This window comes from Kitasatospora sp. NPDC054795 (genome assembly GCF_053611565.1).
In genome coordinates this window covers 25,030-49,133 of sequence record NZ_JBSHAP010000070.1, presented here as the reverse complement: position 1 = coordinate 49,133, position 24,104 = coordinate 25,030, and the positions used below count along the sequence as shown (strand labels likewise).

The window sequence follows — 24,104 nt, the reverse complement described above, 5'->3', positions numbered from 1 at the left end:
GAGCCGGCACCCGGGCGGTCCGGTTTTCGGTTCCGCAGGTACTGCCGGCACTGCCGGTGCCGTGACCGGGCGCCGGGGCGCCGGACGAGGTCCTGGTGGTCGGCGCCCTCGGTCCGGGCCGGTGTTGCCGGATCGCGATCCGCGGGCCCCGGCGCGGCGCGGCGAGCAGATCCGTGCCGCAGCGACCCGTCACCGGCCTCGCGCGGAAGCAGGTCGTGCGGGCGTTCCTGCCCGCCCTACCGGGACGGCGCGGCCCCGACCAGGGCCCGGCACTTCCGGCACGAGGCCGGGCCCCCGGGCTCGAAGCGGCACAGGAAGACCTTGAAGCAGCGGAGCCCGCACAGGGTGCGGGGCCTGCCGCGGCTCAGGTCCCCGGCGTGCAGGACACCGGGCACCCCCTGGATCCCGACGGCGGGGAACTCGGCCGGCTCGCGCGCGGTGGCGAAGGATCGGGTCCCGTCCGGGGCTCCGGTGTCCGGGCTGTCGGTCATGCCGGGCAGCATGCCACGGTCGGGGACCGCCGTCGGCGCCGGGCTCCCACCGCGGGTCGGCGGGCCTTGCGGGCCGGTGAGCGGCGGCCTGCCGTGCGCGGCCGGGCGGCCCGGAGCCGCCGGGGCTGATGCCGGGTCAGCGCTCCCGGGGAGGCCCCCGGCCCGGGCCTCGCCGTCCGGTCGGGGGCGGCAGCCGGGCTGTTCCTGCGGTGGGCCGACGGACCGCCGGCCGACACGGGGACGGCCGGCGGGACACACCCCGGCACCGGCGGACAGGAGAAAAGGTGGAGACAGGAATCGAACCCGTCTGAACGGTCCTGCAAACCGTCGCCTCGCCACTCGGCCACTCCACCTCGACAACGGTGGAAACATTACACACGTATGAACCGGAACTCTCCGGAAGTGCTGGATTTTCACTCCGGAAGGCTCTTAATGCTTCTAGTGTTATTTCTCTCGACATGGCGCCGAAAGGGCCCGGAGGCCGACCCGGGGAAAGTCATGTTGCGCTAGCCTGTGCCGATATCTCCAACCCGATGGGATTTCATTGATGGCCGTCGAGGAATCACGGTTCACCCGTATCACGGAGCTGCGTGGCGAATCCGCCACGAACCGGTGCCAGTACAAGAGTCTGCCCCTGCGCGACCTTCCGCCGCTCGGTGTCGTGCGTCGCGCGCGGATCGTCCGCGAAGGCCTGCGTGAGCGCCGCGCCGACATTCCGGCGCCCGGCCGGCCCTCCCGCTTCGCCGAGGGGGACTGGGTCCGGGTGAAGGACGAGGCCGTGGTGCGCGCCACCCTGGACGCCAAGGACCGCCACCGCGGCCTGTGGTTCACCCGGAGCCAATGGTCGTTCTGCGGCGGCGTCTACCAGGTCGAACGCGTCGTGCGCCGCATGATCGACGACCACTACCGCGTGCGGCGCCTGTCGGGCACCGTCGCCCTGGCCGGCGCCACCTGCCACGGCGCCGACGGGACCCAGGGCTGCGGCATGGAGTGCGCGCTGCTGTTCCGCGACGAATGGCTGGAGCCCGCCCCCGCGCCGGTCCCCGCCGCCCGGCCGGTCGCCCTGTGGGCGACGGTGCGCAGCCTCGCGGAGATCCACGCGACCCTCGGCTCCGACGGGCGCCTGCACGGCGTCCCCTTCCAGCCGGGGATGGAGCTCCACGCCGGCACCCGGCACGGCGCCACCGAGCTGCGTCACCGGTCCCTGGCCTGGTGGCAGCACCCCACCGGGGGGCGCTGGTTCATCCTCCAGGGCCTGCGCTGCGGCGGCGAGCCGGCCCCCACCGGCTGCGACCGCCGCTGCGCCCTGCTGTGGCACGAGTCCTGGCTGCGCCTGGAACCCGCCGCGGAACCCTCCGCCGCCGGCCGCTGAGCGGCCGTCAGCGCCGCAAGCGGTCGCGCACCAGCTTCGCGGTCAGGTGCAGCGGTCCGTCCCGGTCTCCGACGTAACATCGGGGAAGCGCGTACACCCCGCTGTGGGGCCCGGGGCTGACCGCGCACCCGTACGCGTAGCCGGCCTGCTCCACCGCCTCCACGGCGGCGTCGTCGAGCGAGCCGTACGGGTAGCAGAACCCGTCGACCTCCCGGCCCGTGAGGTCCTCCAGCACGTGGCGGCTGTCGGTGACCTGGGCCGCGAGGTCCCGCCCGCCCAGGCCCGCCAGCCGCCGGTGGGTCAGCCCGTGCGAGCCGATCTCCACCCCGGCGGCAGCGGCTTCACGGACCTCGTCCGCCGTCATCAGCGGCTTGCGCGGGCCCTGTCGGTCCCAGTCGTTGCATCCGCCGAGCCGGCCGGCCACCACGTAGACCGTCGCGGTGAAGCCGTACTCCGCCAGTGCGGGCATGGCCTCCTCCAGGAAGTCGCGGTACCCGTCGTCGAAGCTGAGCCCGACCAGGCCCGCCGCGGTGCCGTCCCGGTGGGAACGCATCAGCTCGCCCACCGACACCCCGCGCAGCCCGCGGGCGGACAGCCAGCGCAGCTGGCGGCGGAACCGCGCGGGATCGACGGTGATCAGATAAGGGTCCTCGACCGTCGACGTCACCGAGTGATACATGAGTGTCCACGGGAGGCTTCCGGCGCCTGCGCCGGTCTCCCTTTCCGGACTATTGCGTGGTCGAATGATTCGCATGTTCCGCTCCAGCTGTCCGGTGGCACCGCCTGTGCAGGTGGACCCGAGGAAATTGCATTCTGGCAGCGTCGGACCCGGCTTCCATTCGCGCCAGGCGACTCCGCTTCATTTCACCCGGATGCCGGAGCGGGAGCGGCCCGCCGGGGGACCGGCCGAACAGCCCTGATGACGATGACGTTGTCGACAATGACGGCGACGGCGATGGCAATGGCGACTGCGATGGCCGGGGCGGGACCGGGGCGCCGTCACAGGTGCTGGAGCAGGCCCTGGAGGGGGGCGGGGACCCGCTGCGGGTCGAGGGCCTCGGTCAGGACGCGGCCGTAGCGGATCTTGCGGCCCTTCTTCGTGCCGAGGAAGCGGCGCATGCGCTGGTGCGGCGGCCGGTCCTGCTGGGCGGGCTGGCGCACGAAGGTCCGCCAGGCCGGGAGGTCGCCCTCGGCCCGGAGGATCTCCTCGACCCGGGGCACGCCCAGCGCGCGGACGAGCTCGTCCTCCAGGTCCGCCGCGCACACGAAGATCCCGTCGCACGGACCGCCGGCGCGTTCGAGACCGCGCTCGTAGAAGCCCTGCTCGCCCTCGTCGCACAGCCCGGCGAGGCGCAGGCCCAGTCCAGCCGGACCGAGCAGGCCGGCGAATCGGCCGACGCTCATCGCCCCGCCCATCGGGACGACGCACACCCCCTCGGCGGCCAGGTCCCGGCCGTGGCGGGCGGCCAGCGCCTCGACGGCCGCGAGGTCGCTCGGGCCTTCCAGCAGTACCGCCGTCCGTACCCGAAGCCGGTCTGCCAGCTCGCCCGCCGGCCCGCCGTCCGCACCCGCGGCCCAGCCGATGACCGCCTCCCGGAACACCCGCATGTCCTTCATGGGGCGATTCTGCCCCCGCCCGGGCCGGCCGGGCGCGGGGTTTTCGCCGCCCGGCCCGGCCGCGGCGACGGATGCCGCCGTGCCGGCCGGGCCGGTCCGGGACTACTTGGGGGCGGCCGTCATGGAGGCGACGGCATCCGCCACGCTGGAGCGGTAGTTGCCCATCTTGGGGTTCAGCACCCGCACGCCGCTGTCGAGCGGGAAGTTCTGGGTGTTCGCGAGGGGCATGTTGGTGCCCTCGTCGTCGGCCAGCACGTTGATCTCGTTGATGCCGGGGGTGGTGCCGGTGGTGGCGCCGCTCGGGTCGAGGTCGATCACCGCGTAGGCGTTCTGCCCCGCCGGGACCGTGAAGCGCTCGGTGCCGCTGGCGAGTATCGGCTTGACGTTCTTGCTCTGGTCGGGCGAGACGGAGTCGCCGAGGTCGACCCCCGGGGAGGAGCTCAGGCTGCAGGCGCTCGCACCGGTGTTGCGCACCTCGATCACCCGCTGGCCGGCCGCCCCGGCTCGGGCCGTCACCTTGATCGAGAGGTTCTTGATGTCGCACGGGTGGGCGGCGGCGCCGGCGCTGCCCCCGTCGGACTTGGTGCCGCCCGGGGTGCTCGCGCCGGACGGCTTCTGCGGGGCGGGCTTCGTCGCCGCTCCCGTGGCCGGTGCGCCCGTGGGGGCGCCGGAGGCCGGGCCGCCCGCCGTCGGGGGCGTGACGGCCACCGTGGCGGCCGCGGAGGCCCCCGGGCCGCCGGCCGTGTCGGTGTTGTCGGGCCCGCAGGCGGTCAGCGCGAGGCCGGCTCCGACGACGAGGGCGGCGGAGGCGAGCAGCTGGTGACGGTGGCGGACGGACATGGTGGCTCCCCGATGACGGTGCGTGCTGATGTGCGTGGACACCTCACAGGACGGTCGGTCGACGGCTTTTGGTGGCATGCACAGCGTCACAATCGTCAGGACAGGATGAAGATCAGATCGTGACATTCGGTCAGATGCGCTGCGGGCAGCGGGCGATGGACCGCTCCGGCCCCGATGGGGCCGTTCCGTGTGTCGGTAGCATGACGGTCCGACACATCCCTCCCCCGAGGAGTCCCCTTGACGAACACGTTCATGCGGCGAACAGCGTTACCCGCCGCCCTCACCGTCCTGACCGCGGCGGCGTCGGCGCTCGGCGCGGGCACCGCCCACGCGGACTCGCTGAACGACCCGTGCGACCCGCGCGTGCCGCAGACCCAGCTGTTCGAGGTCGCGACCGCCACCGTCGACCCGGTACTGACGCACTGGAAGGGCATCACCATCGCCCCGGGCACCACCGGCTCCATCGAGACCACCGTCTCCGAGGTGCAGGCCGTCAGCACCACGTTCAACGCCTCGACCGAGATCAGCGCCTCGGCGGGCGCGCTCTTCGCGAAGGTCTCCGTCAAGGTCGGCTTCTCCGTGCAGACCGGCAAGTCCACCACCAGCAGCTGGTCCCAGAAGATCACCCTGAACTTCTCCCGCCCCGGCGACTACGCGGTCTTCAAGGGCACCCACCGCGTCCAGGGCACGGCCGACGCCTTCACCTGCGTCGTCGACGGGCCCATCGGGAGCGACCCGAGCAAGGGGCGCTGGGCCTACGTCTTCGGGTACCACCCCGTCTACAGCACCTTCGACGCCGAGATCGAGGGCACGGTCTCCTGCGACACCCCGGTCTCGCCCGGCACCGTGCAGGAACTCGCCCGCAACAAGCTGGTCTGCCACTGAGCGCCGCCCTGCCCTCCGGTCCCGGGCGCGGGGGCCGCGGGCCGGGGACGGGGCCGGGGCTCGCCGAGAAGCTGTGCGACCGGCCGCCCGAGGAGTACGCCGTCGCGTCCACCGCGACGATCCCGGCCCCCGCCGGGTCCGCGAACCGGCCCTGGCCCGGCCCGGGTGGTTGCGGGAGCCGCAGCGGGCGCGCCGGGCCCACTGGTGCGGGAACGTGGAACCGGACGAGAACTACCTGCCGCCCGGGCACCGGACGGAGCCCGGGTGGCTCCACCAGGAGCCGCGGGACGAGGTGCCGCGCGGGAGTGACCGGCCACGGCGCCGGCCCATCCGTCGTCGCGCCGGCTCCGAACACCGTGCGCGACGCTGGTTGCGTCATTCCGCCCGGCCCGGCGGAGGCCCGGCCCGGCGGAAACCCCGCGGGTGCCGCTTCCGGAGGAGGAGTCGACATGGAACCGCTGCGGCCCGCCCCGCTGCGCTGCCTGGTGACCGGGGCGACCGGCTACATCGGCGGCCGGCTCGTGCCCGAACTGCTCGCCCGCGGGCACACCGTGCGCTGTCTGGTGCGCGATCCCCGGCGGCTGCGCGACCAGCCCTGGCGGGCCCGGGTGGAGACCGCCACCGGTGACGTCACCCGCCCCGCCACCCTCGCCGGGGCCTTCGACGGCGTCGACGTCGCCTACTACCTCGTCCACTCGCTCGGCACCGGACCCTCCTTCGAGGCGACCGACCGGGAGGCCGCCCGCGCCTTCGCGGCGGCCGCGGCGGCCGCCGGCGTCACCCGGATCGTCTACCTCGGCGGCCTCGTCCCCGCCGGGGTGCCCGAGGCGGACCTCTCCCCCCACCTGCGCTCGCGCGCCGAGGTCGGCCGCGTCCTGCGCGCCGGCGGTGTTCCCACGGCCGAACTGCGCGCCGCCGTGATCATCGGCTCCGGCAGCGCCTCCTTCGAGATGCTGCGCCACCTCACCGAACGCCTGCCCGCGATGGTCACCCCGCGCTGGGTCTCCACCCGGATCCAGCCGATCGCCGTCCGGGACGTCCTGCGCTACCTCGTCGGCGCCGCCCACCTGCCGCCCGGGCTGAACCGCACCTTCGACCTCGGCGGCCCCGACGTCCTCACCTACGAGCAGATGATGCGGCGCTACGCCCGCATCGCCGGGCTGCGCCGGCGTCTCATCGTCCCCGTGCCGGTCCTCACCCCCCGCCTCTCCAGCCACTGGGTCGGCCTGGTGACCCCCGTGCCGAACTCCATCGCCCGCCCCCTCGTCGAGTCCCTGCGCCACGAGGTCGTCTGCGGCGAGCACGACATCGCCCGCTGGGTGCCCGACCCGCCGGAGGGCCTGACCGGCTTCGACCGGGCCGTCACGCTCGCCCTGCGCCGGATCAAGGACGCCGACGTCGCCACCCGCTGGTCCTCCGCCTCCCTGCCCGGCGCCCCGAGCGACCCGTTGCCCACCGATCCCGACTGGGCCGGCGGCAGCCTCTACCAGGACGTCCGGGAACGCGCCGTGACCGCGCCGCCCGCCGCCGTCTGGCGGGTGATCGAGAGCATCGGCGGCGACAACGGCTGGTACTCCTTCCCGCTCGCCTGGGCCCTGCGCGGCCGGCTGGACCGCCTGGTCGGCGGCGTCGGACTGCGCCGGGGCCGCCGCGACCCGGCCCGGCTGCGGGTCGGCGACTCCCTGGACTTCTGGCGCGTCGAGGAGATCGAACCCGGCCGGCTGCTGCGCCTGCGGGCCGAGATGCGCCTGCCCGGGCTGGCCTGGCTCGAACTCTCCGTCGCACCGGACGGGGACCGCGGCACCCGGTACCGGCAGCGGGCCCTGTTCCACCCGCACGGCCTGGCCGGACACGCGTACTGGTGGGCCGTCGCGCCGTTCCACACCGTGGTGTTCGGGGGCATGGCCCGCAACATCACCGAACGCGCCCGCCGGCAGCCCTGATCCGGCCGGGCCCCCGGCCCCCGATGTGGCGCGGGCGTCCGCCGCGAAGAAAATGATCCAGGTCCGTCCACCGTGTCGATCCGCGACCGCGCCGTTCGACCTGGGACCGGAAGGGTCGAGAGGCGACCCCCGAACGAGGAGGCCGGAGATGGCGAAGTACATGCTGATCATGCGGGGCACCGACGAGTCCGTCGCGAAGATGATGGAGACGCCGTTCGAGGAGATGCTCGAAACGGTGGGCCGTTTCAACGAGGAGCTGATCCGGGCGGGCGTGCTCGTCGCCGCCGAGGGGCTGGACGACCCCTCGCAGGGCGTGGTGGTGGACTTCAGCGGGGAGACCCCGGTGGTCACCGACGGACCGTACGGCGAGACGAAGGAGCTGTTCGGCGGCTTCTACGTGATCGACGTCGCCTCGAAGGAGGAGGCCGTCGAGTGGGCCAAGCGCCTCCCGGCGCTGCCCGGCTCGAAGTGCGAGGTCCGCCGCGTGCCGGGCATCGAGGAGTTCCCGCAGGACAACGAGTGGATCGTCAAGGAGCGGGCGTGGCGCGAGCGGACCGGCCAGCTGTGACAGCCGGGGCCACCGACGGCCCGCCGGTCGCCGAGTCGGCGCGGCGGGCCGTCGAGGCCGTCTGGCGGATCGAGTCGGCACGGATCGTCGGGGCGCTGGCCCGGTACACCGGGGACTTCGCGCTGGCCGAGGACGTCGCGCAGGAGGCGCTGGCGGAGGCACTCGTCACCTGGACGCGCGACGGTGCGCCGGCCAACCCGGTGGGCTGGCTGCTGGCGACCGCGCGGCGGCGGGCCATCGACGCCTTCCGCCGCAGGTCGGCCCTCGACGAGCGGTACGCCGAGCTCGCCGGCCGGCTCGCCGACGGCCGGTCCGGCTCGGGCGCGGCCGGCCCGCCCGGGCCGTCCGGCGATCTGCCGTGGGACCCGGACCGGGTCGACGACGACGTCCTGTCCCTCATGTTCGTCGCGTGCCACCCGGTGCTGTCGCCCGAGGCCCGGGTGGCACTCACGCTGCGGGTGGTGGGCGGCCTGTCCAGCGAGGAGATCGCCCGCGCCTTCCTCGTGCCGGTACCGACCGTGCAGGCCCGCATCACCCGGGCCAAGAAGACGATCGCCGCCGCCCGCGTGCCGTTCGAGCTGCCGCAGCCCGAGGAACGGCCGGGGCGGCTCGGCGCCGTCCTGAGCGTCCTGTACGTGGTCTTCACGGAGGGCTCGACGGCGACGGCCGGCGACCACCTGCTGCGCCCCGACCTCGCCTACGAGGCCGTACGGCTGGCCCGGGTCCTGGCCGCCCTGCTGCCCGGGGAGCCCGAGGTGCACGGCCAGCTCGCGCTGTTCGAGCTCACCGCCGCGCGCTTCCCGGCCCGCACCGGGCCCGACGGCGAGGCGGTGCTCCTGGAGAACCAGGACCGGCGCCGGTGGGACCGCTCCGCGATCCGGCGCGGTCTGGCCGCGCTCGGCCGTGCCGCCGCCCTCGGGCGGGGACTCGGACCATACGGTCTGCAGGCCTCGATCGCCGCCTGCCACGCGACGGCGCCCTCGGTGCCGGAGACCGACTGGGACCGCATCGTGCTCCTGTACGAGGCGCTCGGCCGGGTGGCCCCCTCCCCCGTCGTCGACCTCAACCGCGCGGTGGCCGTCGCGATGGCGGGCGGACCGCGGGAGGCGCTGTCCATCGTCGACGACCTGGCCGCCTCCGGCCGCCTGTCCGGGTCGCACCTGCTCCCCGGCGTGCGCGGCGAACTGCTGCTCCGCCTCGACCGCACCGCCGAGGCCCGTGCCGAGCTGGAACTCGCCGCCCGCCTGTGCCGCAACTCCCGCGAGCGGTCGGTGCTGCTGCGCAAGGCGGCCGCGCTGGGGTGACGTCCGCCGGCCCGGCCGCTCTCCCCCGCCCCTGCCCCCGCCAGCGGCCGCGGCCGCGGCCGGCGGAATTTCCGCTTCCCCTTGCTCTCCTGGCTCTGGTATGACAGCACCTGGCCCGATCGGGGCCACCTGAACAGGGGGATTTTTTCGTGCTGAGGACCACCCGCCGACGCCGGGTACGCGTCGCTTCGCTGCTGGCCGCCTCGGTGGCGCTCGCCACCGTGATGACGGCCGCGCCGGCCGGGGCCGCGCCCCGCTCGACCGGGAGCGACGCCGCCCCGACGGCCGGGCTGAACCTGATGCTGCGCGCCGATCCGTGGAAGGTCGTCCAGACCCGCCGGGCGCCGGACGGCACCTGGGACGCCGCCAGGGAGATCCCGCAGTTCGGCGGCTTCCGGTACTGGACGACCGTCGTCGACTCCGGGCGGCTGCGGCTGTTCGGGCTCCGGAGTTCCGGCCCGATGAGCGTGCAGTTCGTCCAGTCGACGCAGCAGCCCGACGGCAGCTGGTCCGCGCCGGCCCCGATGCGGGGCCTGGCGGAACTGCCCGTCTCCAGCGAGTACTTCCAGCTGGGCACGGCCGGCGCGGCCATGGTGGACGGCCGGGTCCAGCTGGCGGCGGTCGACCCCGCGGGCCGGCTCGTCCACACCGTCGAGAACCCGGACGGGAGCTGGCAGCCCTGGGGGGCGATCAGCGCCCCTCCGGGACTCGGCTCGGACAGGTTCTTCAGCCTGGCGACGGCCGAGGTGAACGGCGAACTGCACATCGTGGCCACCATGTGGAACGACGGCAGCGTGCTCCACACCATCCGGCACGCGGACGGCACCTGGGCCGGCTGGGGCAACATCATGGGCGCGGCCGGGACCCCCTCCCCCTGGGGCTGGCCGCACGACGTGGTCGCGGTGGGCATCAACGGCGCGCTGCAGGTCGCCGTGGTGAACAACAGCCAGATCGCCGTCTACCACACGATCCGCAACTCCGACGGGAACTGGGCCGGTTGGGGGCCCATCGGCCAGCAGATCCTCACCCAGCCCTTCTACGTGTGCGGCGCCGACGGCGCCAATGTGAACAACGAGCTGCAGCTGCTCTTCGAGACCTGCGCCAACAGCGGCTCGCTCTACCACACCATCCGTCACGCGAACGGCAGTTGGGACCGGGCCGGCTACGTCCAGAGCGCCGTCGACCTCTCCCCCTGGCGGCCCGTCGCGGACGGGTCGGCCGTCGGCGGCTGACCGTCCCGGGCCGCCTCCGCGGCCGTCTCCGCGGCCGTCTCCCGCCCCGGCGCGGGAGACGGCCCCTCGCGGGGACCGGCCGGGGTGCGTCGGGGCGCCGCGCGGGATCCGGGCTACTCGTAGCGCAGGGCGTCGGGCCGCATCAGCCGCAGGAGTTGCGGCAGTCCGAGGGCGGTGGTGAGGAGGACCGCGCCGGCCGCGATTCCCGACATGGCCAGCATCGAGCCCCAGTCCACGTTCCACGGGACGCCCGCCGCGTACTGCAGCACCGTCCCCATCAGCAGGCCGCCGACGGCCGCCAACCCCAGGCCCAGGGCCATCGGGAGCAGCGTCTGCCACAGCACCGACAGGCCCAGGACGCGGCGGCGGGTGCCGACGGCGTTCAGCACGCCGAGCACGCGGCGCTGTTCCCGGAAGCGCTCCAGCTGGCCGACCAGCAGGCTGAGGGAGACCAGCAGGAGGGTGATCGCCGATCCCGCCGTCAGCAGGCGCTTGACCGCGAGGTAGGTGGGGTCGAGCGTGTTGTCGAGCGGGAACCCGGTGCGGGCCTGCGGGTCGATCGCCATCACGGCGGTGGTCAGCTGCTCCTTGGGGTCCGTCAGGCCGTCGGCGAGCGACACCAGGACGGTCGCCGGCTGTCCGCGCAGCGCCTCGGCCGGCACGGCGGCGGGGGTGAGCAGCAGCAGGCCGGATCCGAGCCGCCCGTTGGGGTCCGCGCCCTCGACGGCGGTGACGGTGGCCGTCACGGCGGGCAGCGGGAAGGGGGCCGGCTCGCCGGTGCCCCGGAAGTAGGCGGCGTGGACGGTCGTCCCGGGCCGGACCGGTTCGGCGTCCGGCCGCCCGGCCGGGCCCTGGACCGCGAAGGCATCGCCGTCCTTGCAGTCGGGCAGGGTCGCGAAGCCGCGCAGCACGGTGCAGGAGGCGATCCGGACCGAGGGCAGCTGCCAGGACCTGGCCGTCCCGCTCTCCAGGGAGAACTCGGTGTACGCCGCGGTGGCCTTGACCCCGGCGCTGTGCGCCAGGCGTTCGGCGATGCCGTCGGCGGTGGGCGCGCCGCCGGGGAAGGACACCGACTGCTGGTACGGCCCGGCGGCGGGCACGCCCCGGGTGATGCTCTCGTACTGTGTGCTGATACCGAGGAAGAGCGTCTGCAGGGCGATCGCCCCGGCGATCGCCACCACGACGCCGCTGACCGCCGCGGCGGCCGGTCCCGAGCCCAACTGCAGGCGGCGGGTGGCCAGTTGCCAGGAAAGCCCGCCGCCGCCGGCCCGTCGGGTGACGGCCTCCACCAGCCACGGCAGGAGGGTGCAGAGGCCGGTCAGCATCAGCATCACGCCGACTGCCACGAGGAGTGATCCGTGTGTGCCGTTCCCCGGGTCGAAGAGCGCGAGGGCGAACACCGTCAGGGCCAGGCCGGCCGGCGGCAGCATCAGGCGCCATCCGATCCGGCGCCGGCCGGGGCCGGAGCGGCGGACCACGCCGAGCGGGTCGACGGTCGCCCGGCGCATCGCGAGCAGGGTGACGCCGATGCCCATGAGCGGCACGACCACGGCGATCGCGGCGGCGACGGCGGGCTGCGGTGCGACGTCCTCGGGGTAGAAGCTGAATCCGGCGAGCCGGATCCGTCCGATCGCCTGCCGGCCGATCAGGAAGAGCGCCGCCCCGGCGGCCAGGCCCAGCACCGCGCCCACCAGGGACTCCCCGGCGGCGATCCGGGCGGTCATCCGGCGGTCCGCGCCGCCGAGCCGCAGGGCGGCGAGGCGGCGGTCGCGCCGTTCGCCGCCGAAGCGCGCGGCGGCGGCGAGGAAGACCCCGACCGGGGCCAGCATCACCGTCAGGCCCACGGCGTTGAGCAGGATCAGCTTCGGGTCCATGGATTTGGGCGGTGAGAAGTGGCCGAACTCGGTGATCCGGACGGCGCCGGTGTCCACCGAGAGGCGGTCGCCGCCGAGCACGAAGTCGGCCTGGCCGGGTCCGAGCAGCCCGGCCGGGCCGATGGTGCCGACCACGGGGTGGGGCAGGCGCTCGCGCAGCAGCTGGTTGGCGGGGTCCTTCAGCAGGTCGGCCAGGGCCGGGGAGACGGCCATCTCGCCGGGCTTCGGGTAGGCGGCCACCCCGGGCGGCAGCGCCGCGTTCGGGCCCTCGGGCTGGACGATCCGGCCGCGGACGGGCGTGCCGTGGAAGGTGGTGTCGGCGACGGCCACGAGGACCGTCCGGTCGCCGGGGGTGGGCAGGTCCTCGTCCCGGAAGGTGTCGTTCTGCGTGTACAGGCGCTGGTCGCGGTGGTGCACGATGCCGGGGAAGGAGGCGGTGAAGAGCAGCAGGGCCACTCCCAGGCCGACGCCGCAGGCGGTGAGCAGCAGTCGGCCCCAGCCGTCCTGTCCGCTGGTGACGGCCAGTCGGGCGCCGAGGGCGAGCTGGTCCAGGGCCGGTCGGCGGACCTTCGGGTCGGCGGCGCTCACCGGGCGCCCGCCAGGTCTCGGGTGCGGCCGTCGCGGACGACGACCTCGCGGTCCGCGTAGGCGGCGACCCGCGTCTCGTGGGTGACCAGGACGACGGCCGCGCCGGTCTCCCGCGCGGCGAGGGTCAGCAGCTTCATGACGCGTTCGCCGTTGAGGGTGTCGAGGGCGCCGGTCGGCTCGTCGGCGAACACCGCCTTGGGGCCGGTGATCAGGGCGCGGGCGGCCCCCACCCGCTGGCCCTGGCCGCCGGACACCTCGCCGGGGCGCTTGGCGGCGACGTCGGCGACCTCCAGTCGTTCCAGCCACTCGGCGGCGCGGGCCTCGGCGGCCTTGCGGCGCATGCCGTTCAGGCGCAGCGGCAGCGCGACGTTCTCCAGGCAGGAGAGTTCCGGGACGAGTTGGCCGAACTGGAACAGGAAGCCGAACTCGGTGCGCCGCAGGGCGCTGAGCTCGGCGTCGGTGCAGGTGGTGAGGTCGCGGCCCCGGTAGCCGATGGTGCCGTGGTCGGGGCGGGTGATGCCGGCGAGGCAGTGCAGCAGGGTGGACTTCCCCGAGCCGGAGGGGCCCATGACGGCGACGAGTTCGCCGGCGGCGACGGTGAGCGAGGCGCCGGCGAGGGCCGGGGTGAGGCCGAAGGACTTGTGCAGGTCCTGGGCGGTGAGCAGGGGTCCGGCGCTGGTCAACGTGGGGTCTCCGTGAGGCGGGCGGTGAGGTCGTCGAGGCGGGCGGCGGTCAGTTCCAGCCAGCGCAGGTCGGCCTCCAGGTGGAACAGCGCGTGGTCGCAGATCAGTTCGTCGGCGAGGTCGCCGGCGAGCTTGCGGCGGGTCAGTTCGCGCATGGTCCGCAGGTGTTCGGCCCGCTGGGTGTCCAGGACGTCGGCGGCGGAGCGTCCGGTCAGGATGGCGAGCACGACCTTGTGGTAGAGGGTGCTCTGCAGGTACGGCTGCGGGTCCTCCGGCTGGTTGAGCCAGTCGGCGAGGTCGGTGACTCCGGCGTCGGTGATGGCGTACCGCTTGCGGTCCGGGCCGTCGCCGGCCTCCACGCCCTCCACGACGACCAGGCCGTTCTTCAGCAGCCGGGAGAGCGTCGCGTACACCTGCCCGTAGTGCAGGGAGCGGTCGCGCCCGAAGTGCTCGTCGTAGAGGCGTTTGATGTCGTATCCGTGGCGGGGCTGGGCTTCCAGGAACCCGAGGAGCATCTGTCCGAGTGACATGATCAAGGACTATACACACCATGTATACATGGCATGTATAGCGAGGCGGGCCCCGGCGGTGGGGCCGGCCCGCACCCGCTCCGTACGGGAGCCGGCCGCACCCGCGAGGGCTGCGGCCGGCGGGCGGTTCCCGTCCCCGGCCGGTCAGGCGTCCGGCTGGGTGACCGTCAACCCCCAGTGCACGTCGGGGGCCGACGCCTTCACCCCGACGTGGAAGGACCGGCCCTGCTCGGCCGTCACCAACGCCGAGCCCCTGTCGACGGCCTCGGCCGGGCAGGGCACGGTGAACTCCACCGGGGTGGTGTCGCCGTAGTACGGCGTGAAGGTGACCCGCACCTCGCCCGCGCCGCCGCTGCCGCCCCGGCAGCCGACCGTGACGGTGACGGGCGGACCGGCCGTGTAGGCGCCGCCGGTGACCGCCCCGCCGTCACCGATCCAGTCCGGGATCCAGATCAGCCCCTCCTGCCCGGGGTAGGGCAGGATCTCGCCCGTCCCCGGCGTCCCGTGCCCGGGCTCCCCGGCCTGTCCGGCCTGTCCGGCCTGTCCGGCGGATGCCGGGGCGGCCGTCACCGCGATCGCCGCCATCGCCGCGGCCGCCGTCGTCCAGGCGAAACTCGCACGCCTCATGGTGATCCCCTCCGTGGTGCCGGGCCCGGGCGTCCCGACGTACCCGCACAGTGTCATCCGGCACCGACAGCGCCGCCTGAGTACGGATACTCAAGCGGCGCCTCCGCGGGGCGTGACACCGCGGCGGCGGCAGCGGCGGCGCGCAGCCCGAGGGCCGGGCTGGACAGGACCGGTACCGCGGTCCGCCGCACGGCGTCCGCCATGGACGCCTGGGCGAGGACGACTGCGTCCGCGTCGACCACGGCCTCGACGGCGGCCGCGATCGCCGTCAGGTAGCCGGCGCGGTCACCGCTCTCGAACCGGTCCCAGGCGCCGTCGACCACCGTGGCCGTCACCGTGACCGGCCGGCCGGATCGGGCGGCCTCCTCGTCGACGAGGGCCGTGGTCGGACCCAGGGTGCCGGCCAGTGCGGCGAGCACGGCGATGCGTGTCGCGGCTCGGCCGCCGCCGGGTGCGACGGCGACGGCGGCCGCCGCCATCGGACGGTCGACGCGCAGCACGGGCACTCCCAGCGCCGCGGCCCGGGCCTCCGCGACGCCCCCGATCGTCGAACAGGTGCACAGCACCGCCGCGGCCCCGGCGGCGATCGCCGGGGCGAGAGCCCGGTCGATGTCCCCCGCGACGGCCTCGGGCCCCTCGGCCAGGGCCCTGGCCAGCAGCCCCTCCGACACGACGTGCCGCAGGGACAGCCCGGGGTGCTCGCGGTCGCGGAGCGCGTCGAAGACGGGGACGTGGACCGGGGAGGTGTGGAGCAGCGCCAGCATGCGCGCGATGCTAGCGGCCCCGGCCGGGCCCGTCGCCGGGAGGGCGCCGGGCAGGGTGTCAGGGGTGGGGTGGCTGGGCCGGATGCCACGGTGCGGGTGCAGCGGACGGGTCGGGCGGCGAGGTTGTGGAGATGGACACCGTCATCGTGCTCGAACCCGATACGCCGACCAATGTGCGGATCCTCGGCCCCGACCGCGGGCCGGCGGACCCCGGGGACCCGGTGCGTCTGGCGCACTGCGCCCCCGCGGAGGCCTCCGGCGCCTGCGGCCCCCTGACGCTGTGCGGCCTGAGCACCTCCGACATGACCCTGGCCCCTCGCCGCTCCCCCGCACCCGGCGGGCCCCAGTGGAACGCCTGCGGGGCGTGCCGCGAGGCCGAGGGGGGCGCGGTGGCCGCCGGCGCCGGGCCGGCGCGCGGGTTCAGGGGGCTGTGAACAGTCCGGGGAAGGACGGGGCCAGCCAGGGCCGGCGGCCCCAGGCGAGCACCTTGCCGCGGGCGATGGCGCCGGCGGTGGAGCAGCGGCCCAGGGCGAGGAGGAAGAACGCCACCGGCTCGACGAGGATCGTGCAGTCGGGGCGGCGGGGCGGCTCCTGGCTGACCGAGACGGCGCCGTCGGTGAAGGTGACCGCGAATCCGCCCGCGCCGCGCAGCCGCAGCCGGTAGCAGGCGCTGTGGCCGGCCGCGGTGCGGGCGTCCGCCACCAGGGGCATGGCCGTTCGCAGGAACGGCATGGTCAGCCCGACGCGTTGCCGGTCGATCGGGTGGGGCCGGCCGAGCGCGACGGCGACGTCGTAGAGGTGGGCCAGCATGTGGGTCAGCAGGTAGGCGCCGAGGGTGTCCAGGTCCATCGGGCCGAGCGGGGTCAGCATCGGCTCGGCGCCGGTGCGCGGGCCGGCCGCCGCCGCGAACTCCCCTGCCTGGCGGGCGATTTGCTCGGCGAGTACGGCCGGGTCGCGTTCGGGTCGCGCGGCCAGCGAGACCTCGTTGGCCGCGGCCAGCGCGCCCGGGGTGCCGTCCCCGTACGGGCGTTCCTCCCCGGCGGCGAGGGCGGCCATCAGTTCGTTGGCCATCGCGAGGTGGGCGGCGGCCTCGGCGACCGTCCACTCGGCGCCGGGGATGCGGATGTCGCCGCGGCAGTCGGCGAGCAGGGGGACGGCTTCGTCGCCGACCGCGGTGACGGCCTGGAGGAGCGCTGTGCGTGTGGCGGAGGGAGAGTGTTGGGGGAACGTCATGGTGGTGAGACTGGTCGACTCCCGCACCGCTGTCCAGTTCCCTGACAGGGCCGGGAGAACGGGTGTTCCTGTCGGTCGGCGGGCGGACGGACGGCGGGTTGGGCGGCGGACGGGCGGCGCGTTGAAGGGCGGGCGGAGGTCAGCCGCCGTCCGCGGTGGGTCCGGCGCCCGGCGGGCGGTCGCGGTCGGGCCACACGGTGATGTGGTCGTGTTCGAGGACCAGTCGCACGCGGTGCGCCAGACCGAGGGATTCCGTGAAGTCGCGCGGCAGTTGGAGCCGGCCGACCCGGTCCAGCACCGTGTACTCGACGGGTGCGCCGTCGCCGTCGGCGGCCGCGGGGCCCCGCAGCACTTCGGTGGAGGTGCGCCCGTCACGGATCCGCACCGTGCGGCGGACCTGGTCGGCCACCAGGGCGTCGTGGGTGACGATCAGGACGGTGGTGCCCAGTTCGCTGTTGGCGGTGCGCAGGGCGGTGAAGATCTCCTGCGAGGTGGCGGTGTCCAGTTCGCCGGTGGGTTCGTCGGCGAGCAGCAGGCGGGGTTCGTTGGCGAGGGCGACGGCGATGGCGACCCGCTGCTGTTCGCCGCCGGAGAGCGCGGCGGGGGTGCGGTCGGCCGCCTGGGCGATGCCCATCAGGTCGAGCAGTTCGGTGGCCCGGGCGGCGCGGCGGCGGCGCGGTACGCCGGCGTAGCCCATGGGCAGTTGGACGTTCTCGCGGGCGGTCAGGTAGGGCAGCAGGTTGGCGGCGGTCTGCTGCTGGATCGTTCCGACGGTGCGGCGGCGGTAGGCGGTGCGTTCGCGCCGCTTGAGCGCGCCCAGGTCGGTGCCGTCGACGGTGGCGGTGCCGGCGCTGGGGGTGTCCAGGCCGGCGAGGATGCCGAGCAGGGTGGATTTGCCGGAGCCGGAGGCCCCGACCAGGGCGGTCAGTTCGCCCTCGCGCACGGTCAGGTCGAGTCCTTGCAGGGCCTGGACCTCGACGCCGCCGCGGGCGGTGGTGCCGGTGCGGTAGATCCGTACGAGGCTCTCGCAGTGGACCATGGGCCGGTCGGTCCCGGCGGCGGGTCGTTCGTTCTCACGGGTGGTCACAGGGCCTCCCCCAGTCGTAGGACGGCGCCCAGGGCGCGGCGGCGGGCGATCGCGGTCTCCAGGGCACCGGCCGCCGTCACCAGCACGGTCAGGGCGAGGCCGAGCGCCGTGGTGGTGGTCCAGTCGGTGTGTGCGGCGGGTTCGAAGGGCGCTCCGGTGAGCGCTTGCAGCCGCAGGCCGGGGCCGAGCGCCCCGGGCAGCAGCAGGCCCAGGGCGATGCCGCCGGCCGCGGCCGTCAGCAGCAGTGGCAGCGGGTGCAGCAGCTGCAGGGCGAGTACCGAGCGGCCGGTGAGCCCCAGGGTGCGCAGGTAGGAGGTGACGCGGGCGCGTTCGGTGGCGCTGAGGAGGAGGTCCAGGACGAAGGCGCCGAGGGCGAGCAGCAGGGCGAGTGCGGTGGTGACCTGGAAGGCGAGCTGGACCGAGCGGACCAGTCCGTCGGTGCGCAGGGCCTCGAACTCCGCGGCGTGGTCGAGCAGTTCGACCCGCGGGCCGGTCCTGCCGGTGGGGGCGAGCTGCGGGGTGGCCGCGGTGCGCACGGCGGCCCGGTCCAGCGGTGGGGCGCCGGCGGCGGGGTGGAGCAGGAGTGCGGAGGGGTGGCCGGGCTGTGCGGGCAGGCGTTGTGCGGAGGGGCCGGTGAACAGCAGCAGGGCGCCGGGGCGCGGCCCGTTGCCGAGGACCGGTCCGAGGACCGGGTCGCGCAGGGCGTCCTCGGGCAGGGCGCCGATCACGTGGACCAGGACGCGGCCGGTGCCCAGGGCGGACAGTTCGAAGGTGCCGTCGGGGAAGCGGGCGGCCAGGGCGGGGTCGGCCAGGGCGGTGAGCAGCGGTTCGGTGCCGTTCTCGCCGGTCTGCCGCACCGGTGCGTCGGCCCCGTCGGCGGCCAGCAGGGCGCGGGCGGCCGGGGAGGAGGGGCGGGCGGCGGACAGGGCGGCGGCGTCCAGTCCGACGAGTTGTGCGCCGGGGAAGGTGGTGCCGTCGTCCTGCGAGGTGAGTTCGCCGCTCGCGCCGGTGACGGTCACCTGGTGGCCGACGGTGGGGACGTGGGAGAGGTCCTCGGGCAGTCGGTCGCGCGGTCCGACCAGGGCGAGCGGTGCTCCGCCGGTGCGCCAGTCGGCGCTCTGGGCGCGGCTGTCGGTGACGGTGCGCGAGATCCCGGCGCCGAAGACGCCGTAGCCCATGGCCAGCGTCAGGACCAGCAGGGCGAGTGCGGCCGTGCCGGTGTGCCGGCCGGCCTGGGCGAGTGCCACCAGCGGGACCGGGCCGCGCGAGCGGCGCGCCCAGTGGGCGGCCCGGCGCAGCAGCGGGGGCAGCAGCCGGAGCAGGGCGAGCGCCGCGACCAGGGCCAGCAGGACCGGGGTCAGGGCGAGCGGGAGGTCGGGGCCGGAGCCGGCGAGGGCGCCGCGGGTGCGCAGCGCGGTCAGTGCGCCCGCGGCCAGCAGCAGGGCCAGGGCTTCCAGGACGAGGCGGCGCGCGCGTGCCGGGGGCCGGGTGCGCGGGGCGGTGGTGAGCAGGGTGGCGGCCGGGGCGCACCAGACCAGCAGGGCGGCGACGGCCGCCGGCAGGGCGGATCCCAGGGCGGTGCCCTGGGGCGTGGTGGCGCGGGCGATCGCCCAGCCCGCCGCGGCGCCGGCGCCGACCGCGACCGCGGCCTCGGCCAGCAGGCGGCCGGCGATCCCGGCGGTCCCGGCGCCGCGGGAGAGCTGGAGGGCGAAGGCGCCGGCCCGGCGGCGGGCGCCGAGCCGTGCGGTGGCGACGGCGGTGGCCACGACCACGGCGAGCAGTCCGACGAGCGCGAAGCCCTGGAGCTGTTGGGCGCGTCCGCGTTGGGCGGCGTGGGCGTCCAGTTCGGGCGTGAGCCGGTCGGTGACGGCGATCTTGGACACGATCTGGCCGGCGAGTGTGCAGAGACCGCCGGATTCGTCCCCGCAGCGCTGGGCGGTGTCGGCGGCGCGCAGCCCGGCGAGGGCGGCGCGCAGTTCGGCGGTCCCGGTGGCGGTGGCGGCGGGCCCGGACCGGTCGGTGGCCACGGGCAGGTCCCAGGCCAGTTCGAGCGGTACGGTGCCGCGGCCCGCGACCTGTTCGATCCCTTCGGCGCTGGTGAGGAGTTGGCCGACCAGTTGCTGGCCGGTCTCGGCCGGGACGGTCCAGGGGGCGACGAGCATCGGGAACTGCTGCCAGAGGCGGTCGGCGCCGTGGTCGGTGCGGAAGACGCCGACCAGGAGCACCGGGGTGGACCAGCCGGTGCCGGCCAGACCGAATCGCTGACCCGTCGTCAGGCCGAGGCGGTCCCTGGTGGTTTCGGAGACCGCGACCTCGACGGCGGGCGGCTGTCCGGGCGGGTCGGTCGGGTCGGGTGCGGGTTGCCGGGGTGCGCGGCCCTGGACGTACTCGACCGGGCCGTGGGCGTCGTCGGGCTGGGCGTGGACCAGGCTGAGCCCCGGGGGCCGGCCGTAGGGGGTGGGGACTCCGGGTCCTTCCGCCACGGCGGAGGGGGCGCTCACGCGGCCCTTCGGTGTGCCGAGCGCGGCGGCCAGTCGCGGGCCGGCGGCGGCGCGCACCGCGTGGCCGGCCCGGTCGAGGTCGCGGTCGAGGGCGCCGGGGGTGATCCGGGGCCTGGACGGCAGCGGGACGGTGGTGGACGTGGCGGTGATCAGCGGGCCGGACAGCTGGGCGCGGGCGACCCGGTCCGCGAGCGCGCCGGCGGCGAGGCGGTCGAAGCGCGGCGGCCAGCTCAGCGGGATCGCCGTGAGCAGGACGGAGAGCAGTGCCAGCCCGGCCGCCACCGGCCAGGCGATCCGTGCCTCCCGTCGGATCAGGCGCAGTGTCAGCATGCGGGGCTCCCGCCGTCGAAGCGTCCGTTGCGGGGCGGGGTGCCGGGTACGGTGCCGGGCCGCCGCGGTGGCGTCGGGCTCATCCGTCCTCCCCCGCGCGCAGGGCCCGGACCAGGTCGACCCTGGCCAGCAGCCGGGTGAGGACCAGGACCGTGAGGGCCAGCAGCAGGCCGCTGGCGAGCGTGGTGAGCGCGGTGGCCGGCCGGCCCGGGGCGGTGGCCAGGGCCGGGAAGACCGGGCCGGAGCTGTCGTCCAGCACGGTGAGCGGCAGCAGCAGGGCCGTCAGCAGCAGGCCCAGCAGGCCGCCGAGCAGCACCGGGGGCACCGTCACCGCCACCTGTTCGGCGCGCAGCATCGCCGTCAGTTCGCCGGTCCGTGCGCCCAGTGCGCGCAGCACGGCGAACTCCCGTTGCCGGGAGCGGGCCGCGCCGACGGCGTGCAGGGTCAGGGCGGTCACCGCGAAGAGCGGGGCGGTGGCCATGACCAGCAGCCAGGCGCAGCGCAGTCCGGCCCGGAACGGGTCGTCGGCCAGGTCGGCGGCGAGCCGCTGTGCGCTCTGGGCGCGGCCGAACGCGCTGTGGCCGTCGACGGCGGCCCAGGTGGCGGCGGGGTCGTCGCTGGCCAGCCACCAGTGGGTGTCGACGGGCGGCGGCGCGCCGGTGAGCGCGCGGTTGGCGGCGAGCGCGGGCAGGTCCAGCAGCAGGTGGCCCTGGCCGCGGCCGTAGCCGGGCAGGGCGTCGACCTCCCCGGTGATGCGGACGTTCTGGTCGCTGTCGTGGTCCCAGCTGAGCCGGATGGTGTCGCCGACCTTGGCGTTCACCGCGTCGAGCAGGGTGCGGTCGGCGATCGCGGGCAGGACGGGCGGGGCGCTCCCGTCCGGGGTGCCGGTCGGGGGGCGCACGGCGAAGTAGGTGTCCAGGGCGGTCGGGTCCAGGGCGCTCGCCGGGTTCTGGGAGCGCAGCACGGCGTGCAGGAGGCCGGGCCCGCGGCTGTGCCAGGTGCAGGCGGTGGCCTGGCCGTCGTAGGTGCCGCGGTCGAGCACCGAGGCGGGGCGGGCGTCCGGGGCCGGGTCGCCGGCGGGGCAGCCGAGCGTGGTGGGGCTGACGAAGGGCGCGCCGGAGCGGGCCCAGGACTGTCCCGGTGCGGGGGCGAGGTCGGTGCGCTGTGGGCCGGTGACGGCGCTGATCCGTGACAGGTCCAGGTCCAGGGTGGTGCGCCGGGCCAGGGGGGCGGGGAAGTGGACGCCGACGCGGCTGAGGGTCAGCGGGTAGCTGCGCCGTCCGCCGTCGGCCAGGTTCACGGTCAGCGGGTGGGGGCGGCCGTCGGCCGTCAGCGGGAGGGCCAGCTGCTCGGTCAGCCCGTCGGCGTCCTGGATCCACAGCAGCAGGCTCGGGCCCTGGTCCGGCAGTGCGGGGTCGGCGGTGGCCTGGACGGTCAGTTCCAGGGCGGTCGGCTCGCCGGGGATCGCGAGCCCCTGGGCGGGCGGGGCGGTCAGCGGGGCCAGCAGCGCCGGTGCCGGGCGGTCGGCCTGGTCGGGGCGCAGGGCCGGCAGGGTGCCGGAGGCCGCGGCGGCGGCGGTGTCGATGGCGACCGTCCGGACCACGGCGCTGCCCACGTAGGCGGACTGGTCGGCGACCGGGGTGAGGGCCGTGACGCCCGGCAGCGCGGCCAGTGCGCTGTGCCGCTGCGCCGTCGGGCCGGTCACCCCGGACAGCCGCAGGTCGGCGCCGACGGTGAAGGCGGCCCGGTCGCGGTCGCCGGCCGGCAGTGCGGCCAGGACCCCGGCAGCCAGGCCGGCGCAGGCCACGGCCAGGAGCGTGACCAGGACCGGGACCGCCTGGCGGCCGGCGTCGCGGCTCAGCCGCCAGGCGCCCAGTGGCGCGACCAGTCCGCGGGAGCGGGCGGCCGCCCGTTCCAGCAGCCGTCCGGCCGGCGGCAGCGCCCGCAGCGCCAGCACCGCGCCGGCCACCGCCATCGCCGCCGGGGCGAGCACCAGGACCGGGTCGACTCCGGTGTCGAGGCCCGCACCCGCGTCGGGCACCACCACGCCCTGGTAGTGGCGCAGTTGGAGGAAGCCGAGGACCGCCACGGCGAGCAGCGCCAGGTCCGCTCCGGCCCGCTGCAGGCCCGGCCGGCGCGGGCGGCGCCGGCGCAGCGCCTGCCGGGCGTGCGGGTCCCAGGCCTGCCGGGCGAGCGGCAGCAGCAGGGCCGCGCCGTGCACCGCGAGCGCGAACCCGGCGGCCCACCAGGCGGTTCGGCCGTCGGCCGCGGTCAGGCCGTGCGCCCCGGCGCCGCGCAGGACGGCGGCGAGCAGCGGCTCGACCAGCAGCAGCCCGCAGGCCGCCGCCGGCACGGCGGCCACCGCCCACTCGCCGGCCGCCACCGCGAGCAGCCGCGCCGGGCCGGCTCCCCGGGAACGCCGGAGCGCCTGCTCGACGGCGACCGCGTCGGCCAGCCGACGGGCCGTCAGAACCAGTACCACCGCAGCGAGTACGGCGAGCAGGGCGAGCGGAACGGCGATCTCGGCCCTGGCGGCCAGGGCCGGCACCGCCTGGCCGTCGACCGCGGCGGGCAGCGCGCTGCGCACCCTGGTGTCGGCCAGGGGCGGGGCCGCGCCGCGGTAGACCGAGCGGGCGGTGTCGGAGCCGGCGAGGACGGCCACCCGGTCGCGCAGCGCGGCGAGTTCGGACAGGCTGGAGCGGCCGGTGTCGGGCAGGGCCAGCCAGACGGCCCGGGTGCGGCTGCCGAACGTGGGCAGGGCCGTCAGCTGGGCGCCGTCGGCCAGCAGCAGGGCGCGGTCCGCGCCGTCGGCGCCGGCCAGGCCGCTCCAGAAGGCGTCGGCGGCCGGGTCGGGGCGGTAGACGCCGGTCACGGTGAGCGTGAGCGGGCCGCCGGTGGCGGGGTCCGGGACGACCGCGGTGCTGCCGCCCGCCAGGCCGAGGCGGTCGGCGACGGTCTCGGGGAGGGCGACGCGCAGGGCGTTCCCGGGGACATCGGCGCCAGTGGCGGAGGACGCGGCGGGGGACGCGGGGGCGGGGGCGGCGTCCGGCCAACTGCCGCTGCTCAGCCGGGCGTAGCGGCCCGGGTCGGGCAGTGCCACCGGGATCCCGGGCAGCCCGGTTTCGGTGGCCTGCCGGCGCGCGGCGAGCGGCAGCGGCAGGTCCACGGCGATACCGGCCCGCAGCGCGGTCTCGGAGCGGAAGGGGACGCCGGCCATCGCCCGGACCAGTGCCGTGTGCACCGCCCGGTCGGCCGCGGGCAGGCCCTGCGCCGTCCAGCGCGCGGACACCTCCACCGAGCGGCCGGCGTCGGCGGCGAGGCGCTGGCGCACCCCGGCCGCGGCGGCCGACTGCGCCAGCCCGGCCACCGCGGACAGCACCGCCGTCGCCACCAGGATGCTCACGGCCACGGCCGCCAGTACCGCACCGTGCCGCCCGATCCGGCGCCCGACCCCCGCCAGCACCATCCGCCACTCCCCTCGGCGCCCTTCGCTCGGCTCCGGGGCGCACGTCACGGGACCACGTGCGGCCCAGAGCTGAGGTTCTATCACAACGAACCATCAGTGGTCTGTACCAATCAGATCACGGCACTTCCCGTACAACCCGAACCGCCCCCGCCGTGTGGCGGCTGCGTCG

The 24,104-nt window shown here is 75.9% G+C and carries 20 protein-coding genes and 1 tRNA gene; 7 read left to right on the top strand and 14 right to left on the bottom strand.

Features of this window, described 5'->3' with window-relative positions:
• Positions 1 to 236: 236 nt before the first annotated feature.
• Together ACWGJO_RS24530 and ACWGJO_RS24525 are read right to left on the bottom strand one after the other, a co-directional pair.
• The gene (locus tag ACWGJO_RS24530) at positions 237 to 491 is read right to left on the bottom strand and encodes a hypothetical protein (protein WP_452186861.1); all 255 of its coding nucleotides are present in this window, start codon (positions 489 to 491) and stop codon (positions 237 to 239) included.
• A gap of 282 nt (positions 492 to 773) precedes the next feature.
• Positions 774 to 844, bottom strand: a tRNA-Cys gene (locus ACWGJO_RS24525).
• 308 nt (positions 845 to 1,152) lie between these two features.
• Here ACWGJO_RS24525 and ACWGJO_RS24520 point away from each other — a divergent pair.
• Positions 1,153 to 1,863 carry a hypothetical protein gene (locus ACWGJO_RS24520; RefSeq protein WP_452186859.1) on the top strand — a complete coding sequence of 237 codons (711 nt, stop codon included), beginning with the start codon at positions 1,153 to 1,155 and terminating at the stop codon, positions 1,861 to 1,863.
• A gap of 7 nt (positions 1,864 to 1,870) precedes the next feature.
• On the opposite strand, the gene ACWGJO_RS24515 is transcribed toward ACWGJO_RS24520, so the two are convergent.
• From ACWGJO_RS24515 to ACWGJO_RS24505, 3 genes are all read right to left on the bottom strand, one after another.
• Positions 1,871 to 2,542: a polysaccharide deacetylase family protein gene (locus ACWGJO_RS24515; protein WP_452186857.1), complete on the bottom strand. Its 672-nt coding sequence runs from the start codon at positions 2,540 to 2,542 to the stop codon at positions 1,871 to 1,873.
• Positions 2,543 to 2,862: 320 nt separating this feature from the next.
• Positions 2,863 to 3,480 (bottom strand): TOPRIM nucleotidyl transferase/hydrolase domain-containing protein, encoded by a 618-nt coding sequence (locus ACWGJO_RS24510; protein ID WP_452186855.1) that lies wholly within the window; start codon positions 3,478 to 3,480, stop codon positions 2,863 to 2,865.
• Positions 3,481 to 3,582: 102 nt separating this feature from the next.
• Positions 3,583 to 4,320, bottom strand: a complete 738-nt coding sequence (locus tag ACWGJO_RS24505) for a DUF4232 domain-containing protein (RefSeq protein WP_359915091.1) — start codon at positions 4,318 to 4,320, stop codon at positions 3,583 to 3,585.
• Positions 4,321 to 4,557: 237 nt separating this feature from the next.
• On the opposite strand from ACWGJO_RS24505, the gene ACWGJO_RS24500 reads away from it, so the two are divergent.
• The 5 genes from ACWGJO_RS24500 to ACWGJO_RS24480 all read left to right on the top strand — a co-directional run bounded on the left by ACWGJO_RS24500 (position 4,558) and on the right by ACWGJO_RS24480 (position 10,252).
• On the top strand, positions 4,558 to 5,205 hold the full coding sequence (locus ACWGJO_RS24500; RefSeq protein WP_401049903.1) for a hypothetical protein: 648 nt from the start codon (positions 4,558 to 4,560) through the stop codon (positions 5,203 to 5,205).
• Positions 5,206 to 5,654: 449 nt separating this feature from the next.
• Positions 5,655 to 7,148, top strand: a complete 1,494-nt coding sequence (locus tag ACWGJO_RS24495) for an SDR family oxidoreductase (RefSeq protein ID WP_452186852.1) — start codon at positions 5,655 to 5,657, stop codon at positions 7,146 to 7,148.
• A gap of 148 nt (positions 7,149 to 7,296) precedes the next feature.
• Positions 7,297 to 7,716: a YciI family protein gene (locus tag ACWGJO_RS24490; protein WP_401049898.1), complete on the top strand. Its 420-nt coding sequence runs from the start codon at positions 7,297 to 7,299 to the stop codon at positions 7,714 to 7,716.
• The gene (locus ACWGJO_RS24485) at positions 7,689 to 9,020 is read left to right on the top strand and encodes an RNA polymerase sigma factor (RefSeq protein WP_452186850.1); all 1,332 of its coding nucleotides are present in this window, start codon (positions 7,689 to 7,691) and stop codon (positions 9,018 to 9,020) included. The genes ACWGJO_RS24490 and ACWGJO_RS24485 overlap by 28 nt, the downstream gene beginning before the upstream one ends.
• A 149-nt stretch (positions 9,021 to 9,169) precedes the next feature.
• A complete protein-coding gene (locus ACWGJO_RS24480; protein WP_452186848.1) occupies positions 9,170 to 10,252 on the top strand; it encodes a hypothetical protein in 1,083 nt (360 codons plus the stop codon).
• A gap of 113 nt (positions 10,253 to 10,365) precedes the next feature.
• Here the strand turns inward: ACWGJO_RS24480 and ACWGJO_RS24475 are convergent, their stop codons facing one another.
• From ACWGJO_RS24475 to ACWGJO_RS24455, 5 genes are all read right to left on the bottom strand, one after another.
• Complete coding sequence (locus ACWGJO_RS24475; protein ID WP_452186846.1) at positions 10,366 to 12,714, bottom strand: ABC transporter permease; 2,349 nt, start codon at positions 12,712 to 12,714, stop codon at positions 10,366 to 10,368.
• A complete protein-coding gene (locus ACWGJO_RS24470; RefSeq protein WP_452186844.1) occupies positions 12,711 to 13,397 on the bottom strand; it encodes an ABC transporter ATP-binding protein in 687 nt (228 codons plus the stop codon). The genes ACWGJO_RS24475 and ACWGJO_RS24470 overlap by 4 nt, the downstream gene beginning before the upstream one ends.
• A complete protein-coding gene (locus ACWGJO_RS24465; RefSeq protein WP_387695155.1) occupies positions 13,394 to 13,927 on the bottom strand; it encodes a PadR family transcriptional regulator in 534 nt (177 codons plus the stop codon). Before ACWGJO_RS24465 ends, ACWGJO_RS24470 begins: the two co-directional genes overlap by 4 nt.
• A gap of 144 nt (positions 13,928 to 14,071) precedes the next feature.
• Positions 14,072 to 14,554 (bottom strand): hypothetical protein, encoded by a 483-nt coding sequence (locus ACWGJO_RS24460; RefSeq protein WP_452186842.1) that lies wholly within the window; start codon positions 14,552 to 14,554, stop codon positions 14,072 to 14,074.
• Positions 14,555 to 14,607: 53 nt separating this feature from the next.
• Positions 14,608 to 15,318, bottom strand: coding sequence for an arylsulfatase (locus ACWGJO_RS24455; protein ID WP_452186840.1), 711 nt, complete (start codon positions 15,316 to 15,318; stop codon positions 14,608 to 14,610).
• Between the two features lie 131 nt (positions 15,319 to 15,449).
• On the opposite strand from ACWGJO_RS24455, the gene ACWGJO_RS24450 reads away from it, so the two are divergent.
• On the top strand, positions 15,450 to 15,752 hold the full coding sequence (locus ACWGJO_RS24450) for a hypothetical protein (protein WP_452186838.1): 303 nt from the start codon (positions 15,450 to 15,452) through the stop codon (positions 15,750 to 15,752).
• On the opposite strand, the gene ACWGJO_RS24445 is transcribed toward ACWGJO_RS24450, so the two are convergent.
• From ACWGJO_RS24445 to ACWGJO_RS24430, 4 genes are all read right to left on the bottom strand, one after another.
• Positions 15,739 to 16,551: a maleylpyruvate isomerase family mycothiol-dependent enzyme gene (locus ACWGJO_RS24445; protein WP_452186836.1), complete on the bottom strand. Its 813-nt coding sequence runs from the start codon at positions 16,549 to 16,551 to the stop codon at positions 15,739 to 15,741. The two genes, ACWGJO_RS24450 and ACWGJO_RS24445, sit on opposite strands and share 14 nt — an antisense overlap.
• A 139-nt stretch (positions 16,552 to 16,690) precedes the next feature.
• Positions 16,691 to 17,590, bottom strand: coding sequence for an ABC transporter ATP-binding protein (locus ACWGJO_RS24440; protein WP_452186865.1), 900 nt, complete (start codon positions 17,588 to 17,590; stop codon positions 16,691 to 16,693).
• A gap of 44 nt (positions 17,591 to 17,634) precedes the next feature.
• On the bottom strand, positions 17,635 to 20,469 hold the full coding sequence (locus ACWGJO_RS24435; RefSeq protein WP_452186834.1) for a hypothetical protein: 2,835 nt from the start codon (positions 20,467 to 20,469) through the stop codon (positions 17,635 to 17,637).
• Between the two features lie 79 nt (positions 20,470 to 20,548).
• Positions 20,549 to 23,935, bottom strand: coding sequence for an FtsX-like permease family protein (locus ACWGJO_RS24430; protein ID WP_452186832.1), 3,387 nt, complete (start codon positions 23,933 to 23,935; stop codon positions 20,549 to 20,551).
• Between the last annotated feature and the right edge of the window lie 169 nt (positions 23,936 to 24,104).

What these genes read in the sequence shown, in the direction of transcription:
- ACWGJO_RS24530 (WP_452186861.1), bottom strand. Translation starts at nt 491, where the DNA reads ATGACCGACAGCCCGGACACCGGAGCCCCGGACGGGACCCGATCCTTC.
- ACWGJO_RS24515 (WP_452186857.1), bottom strand. Translation starts at nt 2,542, where the DNA reads ATGTATCACTCGGTGACGTCGACGGTCGAGGACCCTTATCTGATCACC.
- ACWGJO_RS24510 (WP_452186855.1), bottom strand. Translation starts at nt 3,480, where the DNA reads ATGAAGGACATGCGGGTGTTCCGGGAGGCGGTCATCGGCTGGGCCGCG.
- ACWGJO_RS24505 (WP_359915091.1), bottom strand. Translation starts at nt 4,320, where the DNA reads ATGTCCGTCCGCCACCGTCACCAGCTGCTCGCCTCCGCCGCCCTCGTC.
- ACWGJO_RS24495 (WP_452186852.1), top strand. Translation starts at nt 5,655, where the DNA reads ATGGAACCGCTGCGGCCCGCCCCGCTGCGCTGCCTGGTGACCGGGGCG.
- ACWGJO_RS24490 (WP_401049898.1), top strand. Translation starts at nt 7,297, where the DNA reads ATGGCGAAGTACATGCTGATCATGCGGGGCACCGACGAGTCCGTCGCG.
- ACWGJO_RS24465 (WP_387695155.1), bottom strand. Translation starts at nt 13,927, where the DNA reads ATGTCACTCGGACAGATGCTCCTCGGGTTCCTGGAAGCCCAGCCCCGC.
- ACWGJO_RS24460 (WP_452186842.1), bottom strand. Translation starts at nt 14,554, where the DNA reads ATGAGGCGTGCGAGTTTCGCCTGGACGACGGCGGCCGCGGCGATGGCG.
- ACWGJO_RS24455 (WP_452186840.1), bottom strand. Translation starts at nt 15,318, where the DNA reads ATGCTGGCGCTGCTCCACACCTCCCCGGTCCACGTCCCCGTCTTCGAC.
- ACWGJO_RS24450 (WP_452186838.1), top strand. Translation starts at nt 15,450, where the DNA reads ATGGACACCGTCATCGTGCTCGAACCCGATACGCCGACCAATGTGCGG.
- ACWGJO_RS24445 (WP_452186836.1), bottom strand. Translation starts at nt 16,551, where the DNA reads ATGACGTTCCCCCAACACTCTCCCTCCGCCACACGCACAGCGCTCCTC.
- ACWGJO_RS24440 (WP_452186865.1), bottom strand. Translation starts at nt 17,590, where the DNA reads ATGGTCCACTGCGAGAGCCTCGTACGGATCTACCGCACCGGCACCACC.
- ACWGJO_RS24435 (WP_452186834.1), bottom strand. Translation starts at nt 20,469, where the DNA reads ATGCTGACACTGCGCCTGATCCGACGGGAGGCACGGATCGCCTGGCCG.
- ACWGJO_RS24430 (WP_452186832.1), bottom strand. Translation starts at nt 23,935, where the DNA reads ATGGTGCTGGCGGGGGTCGGGCGCCGGATCGGGCGGCACGGTGCGGTA.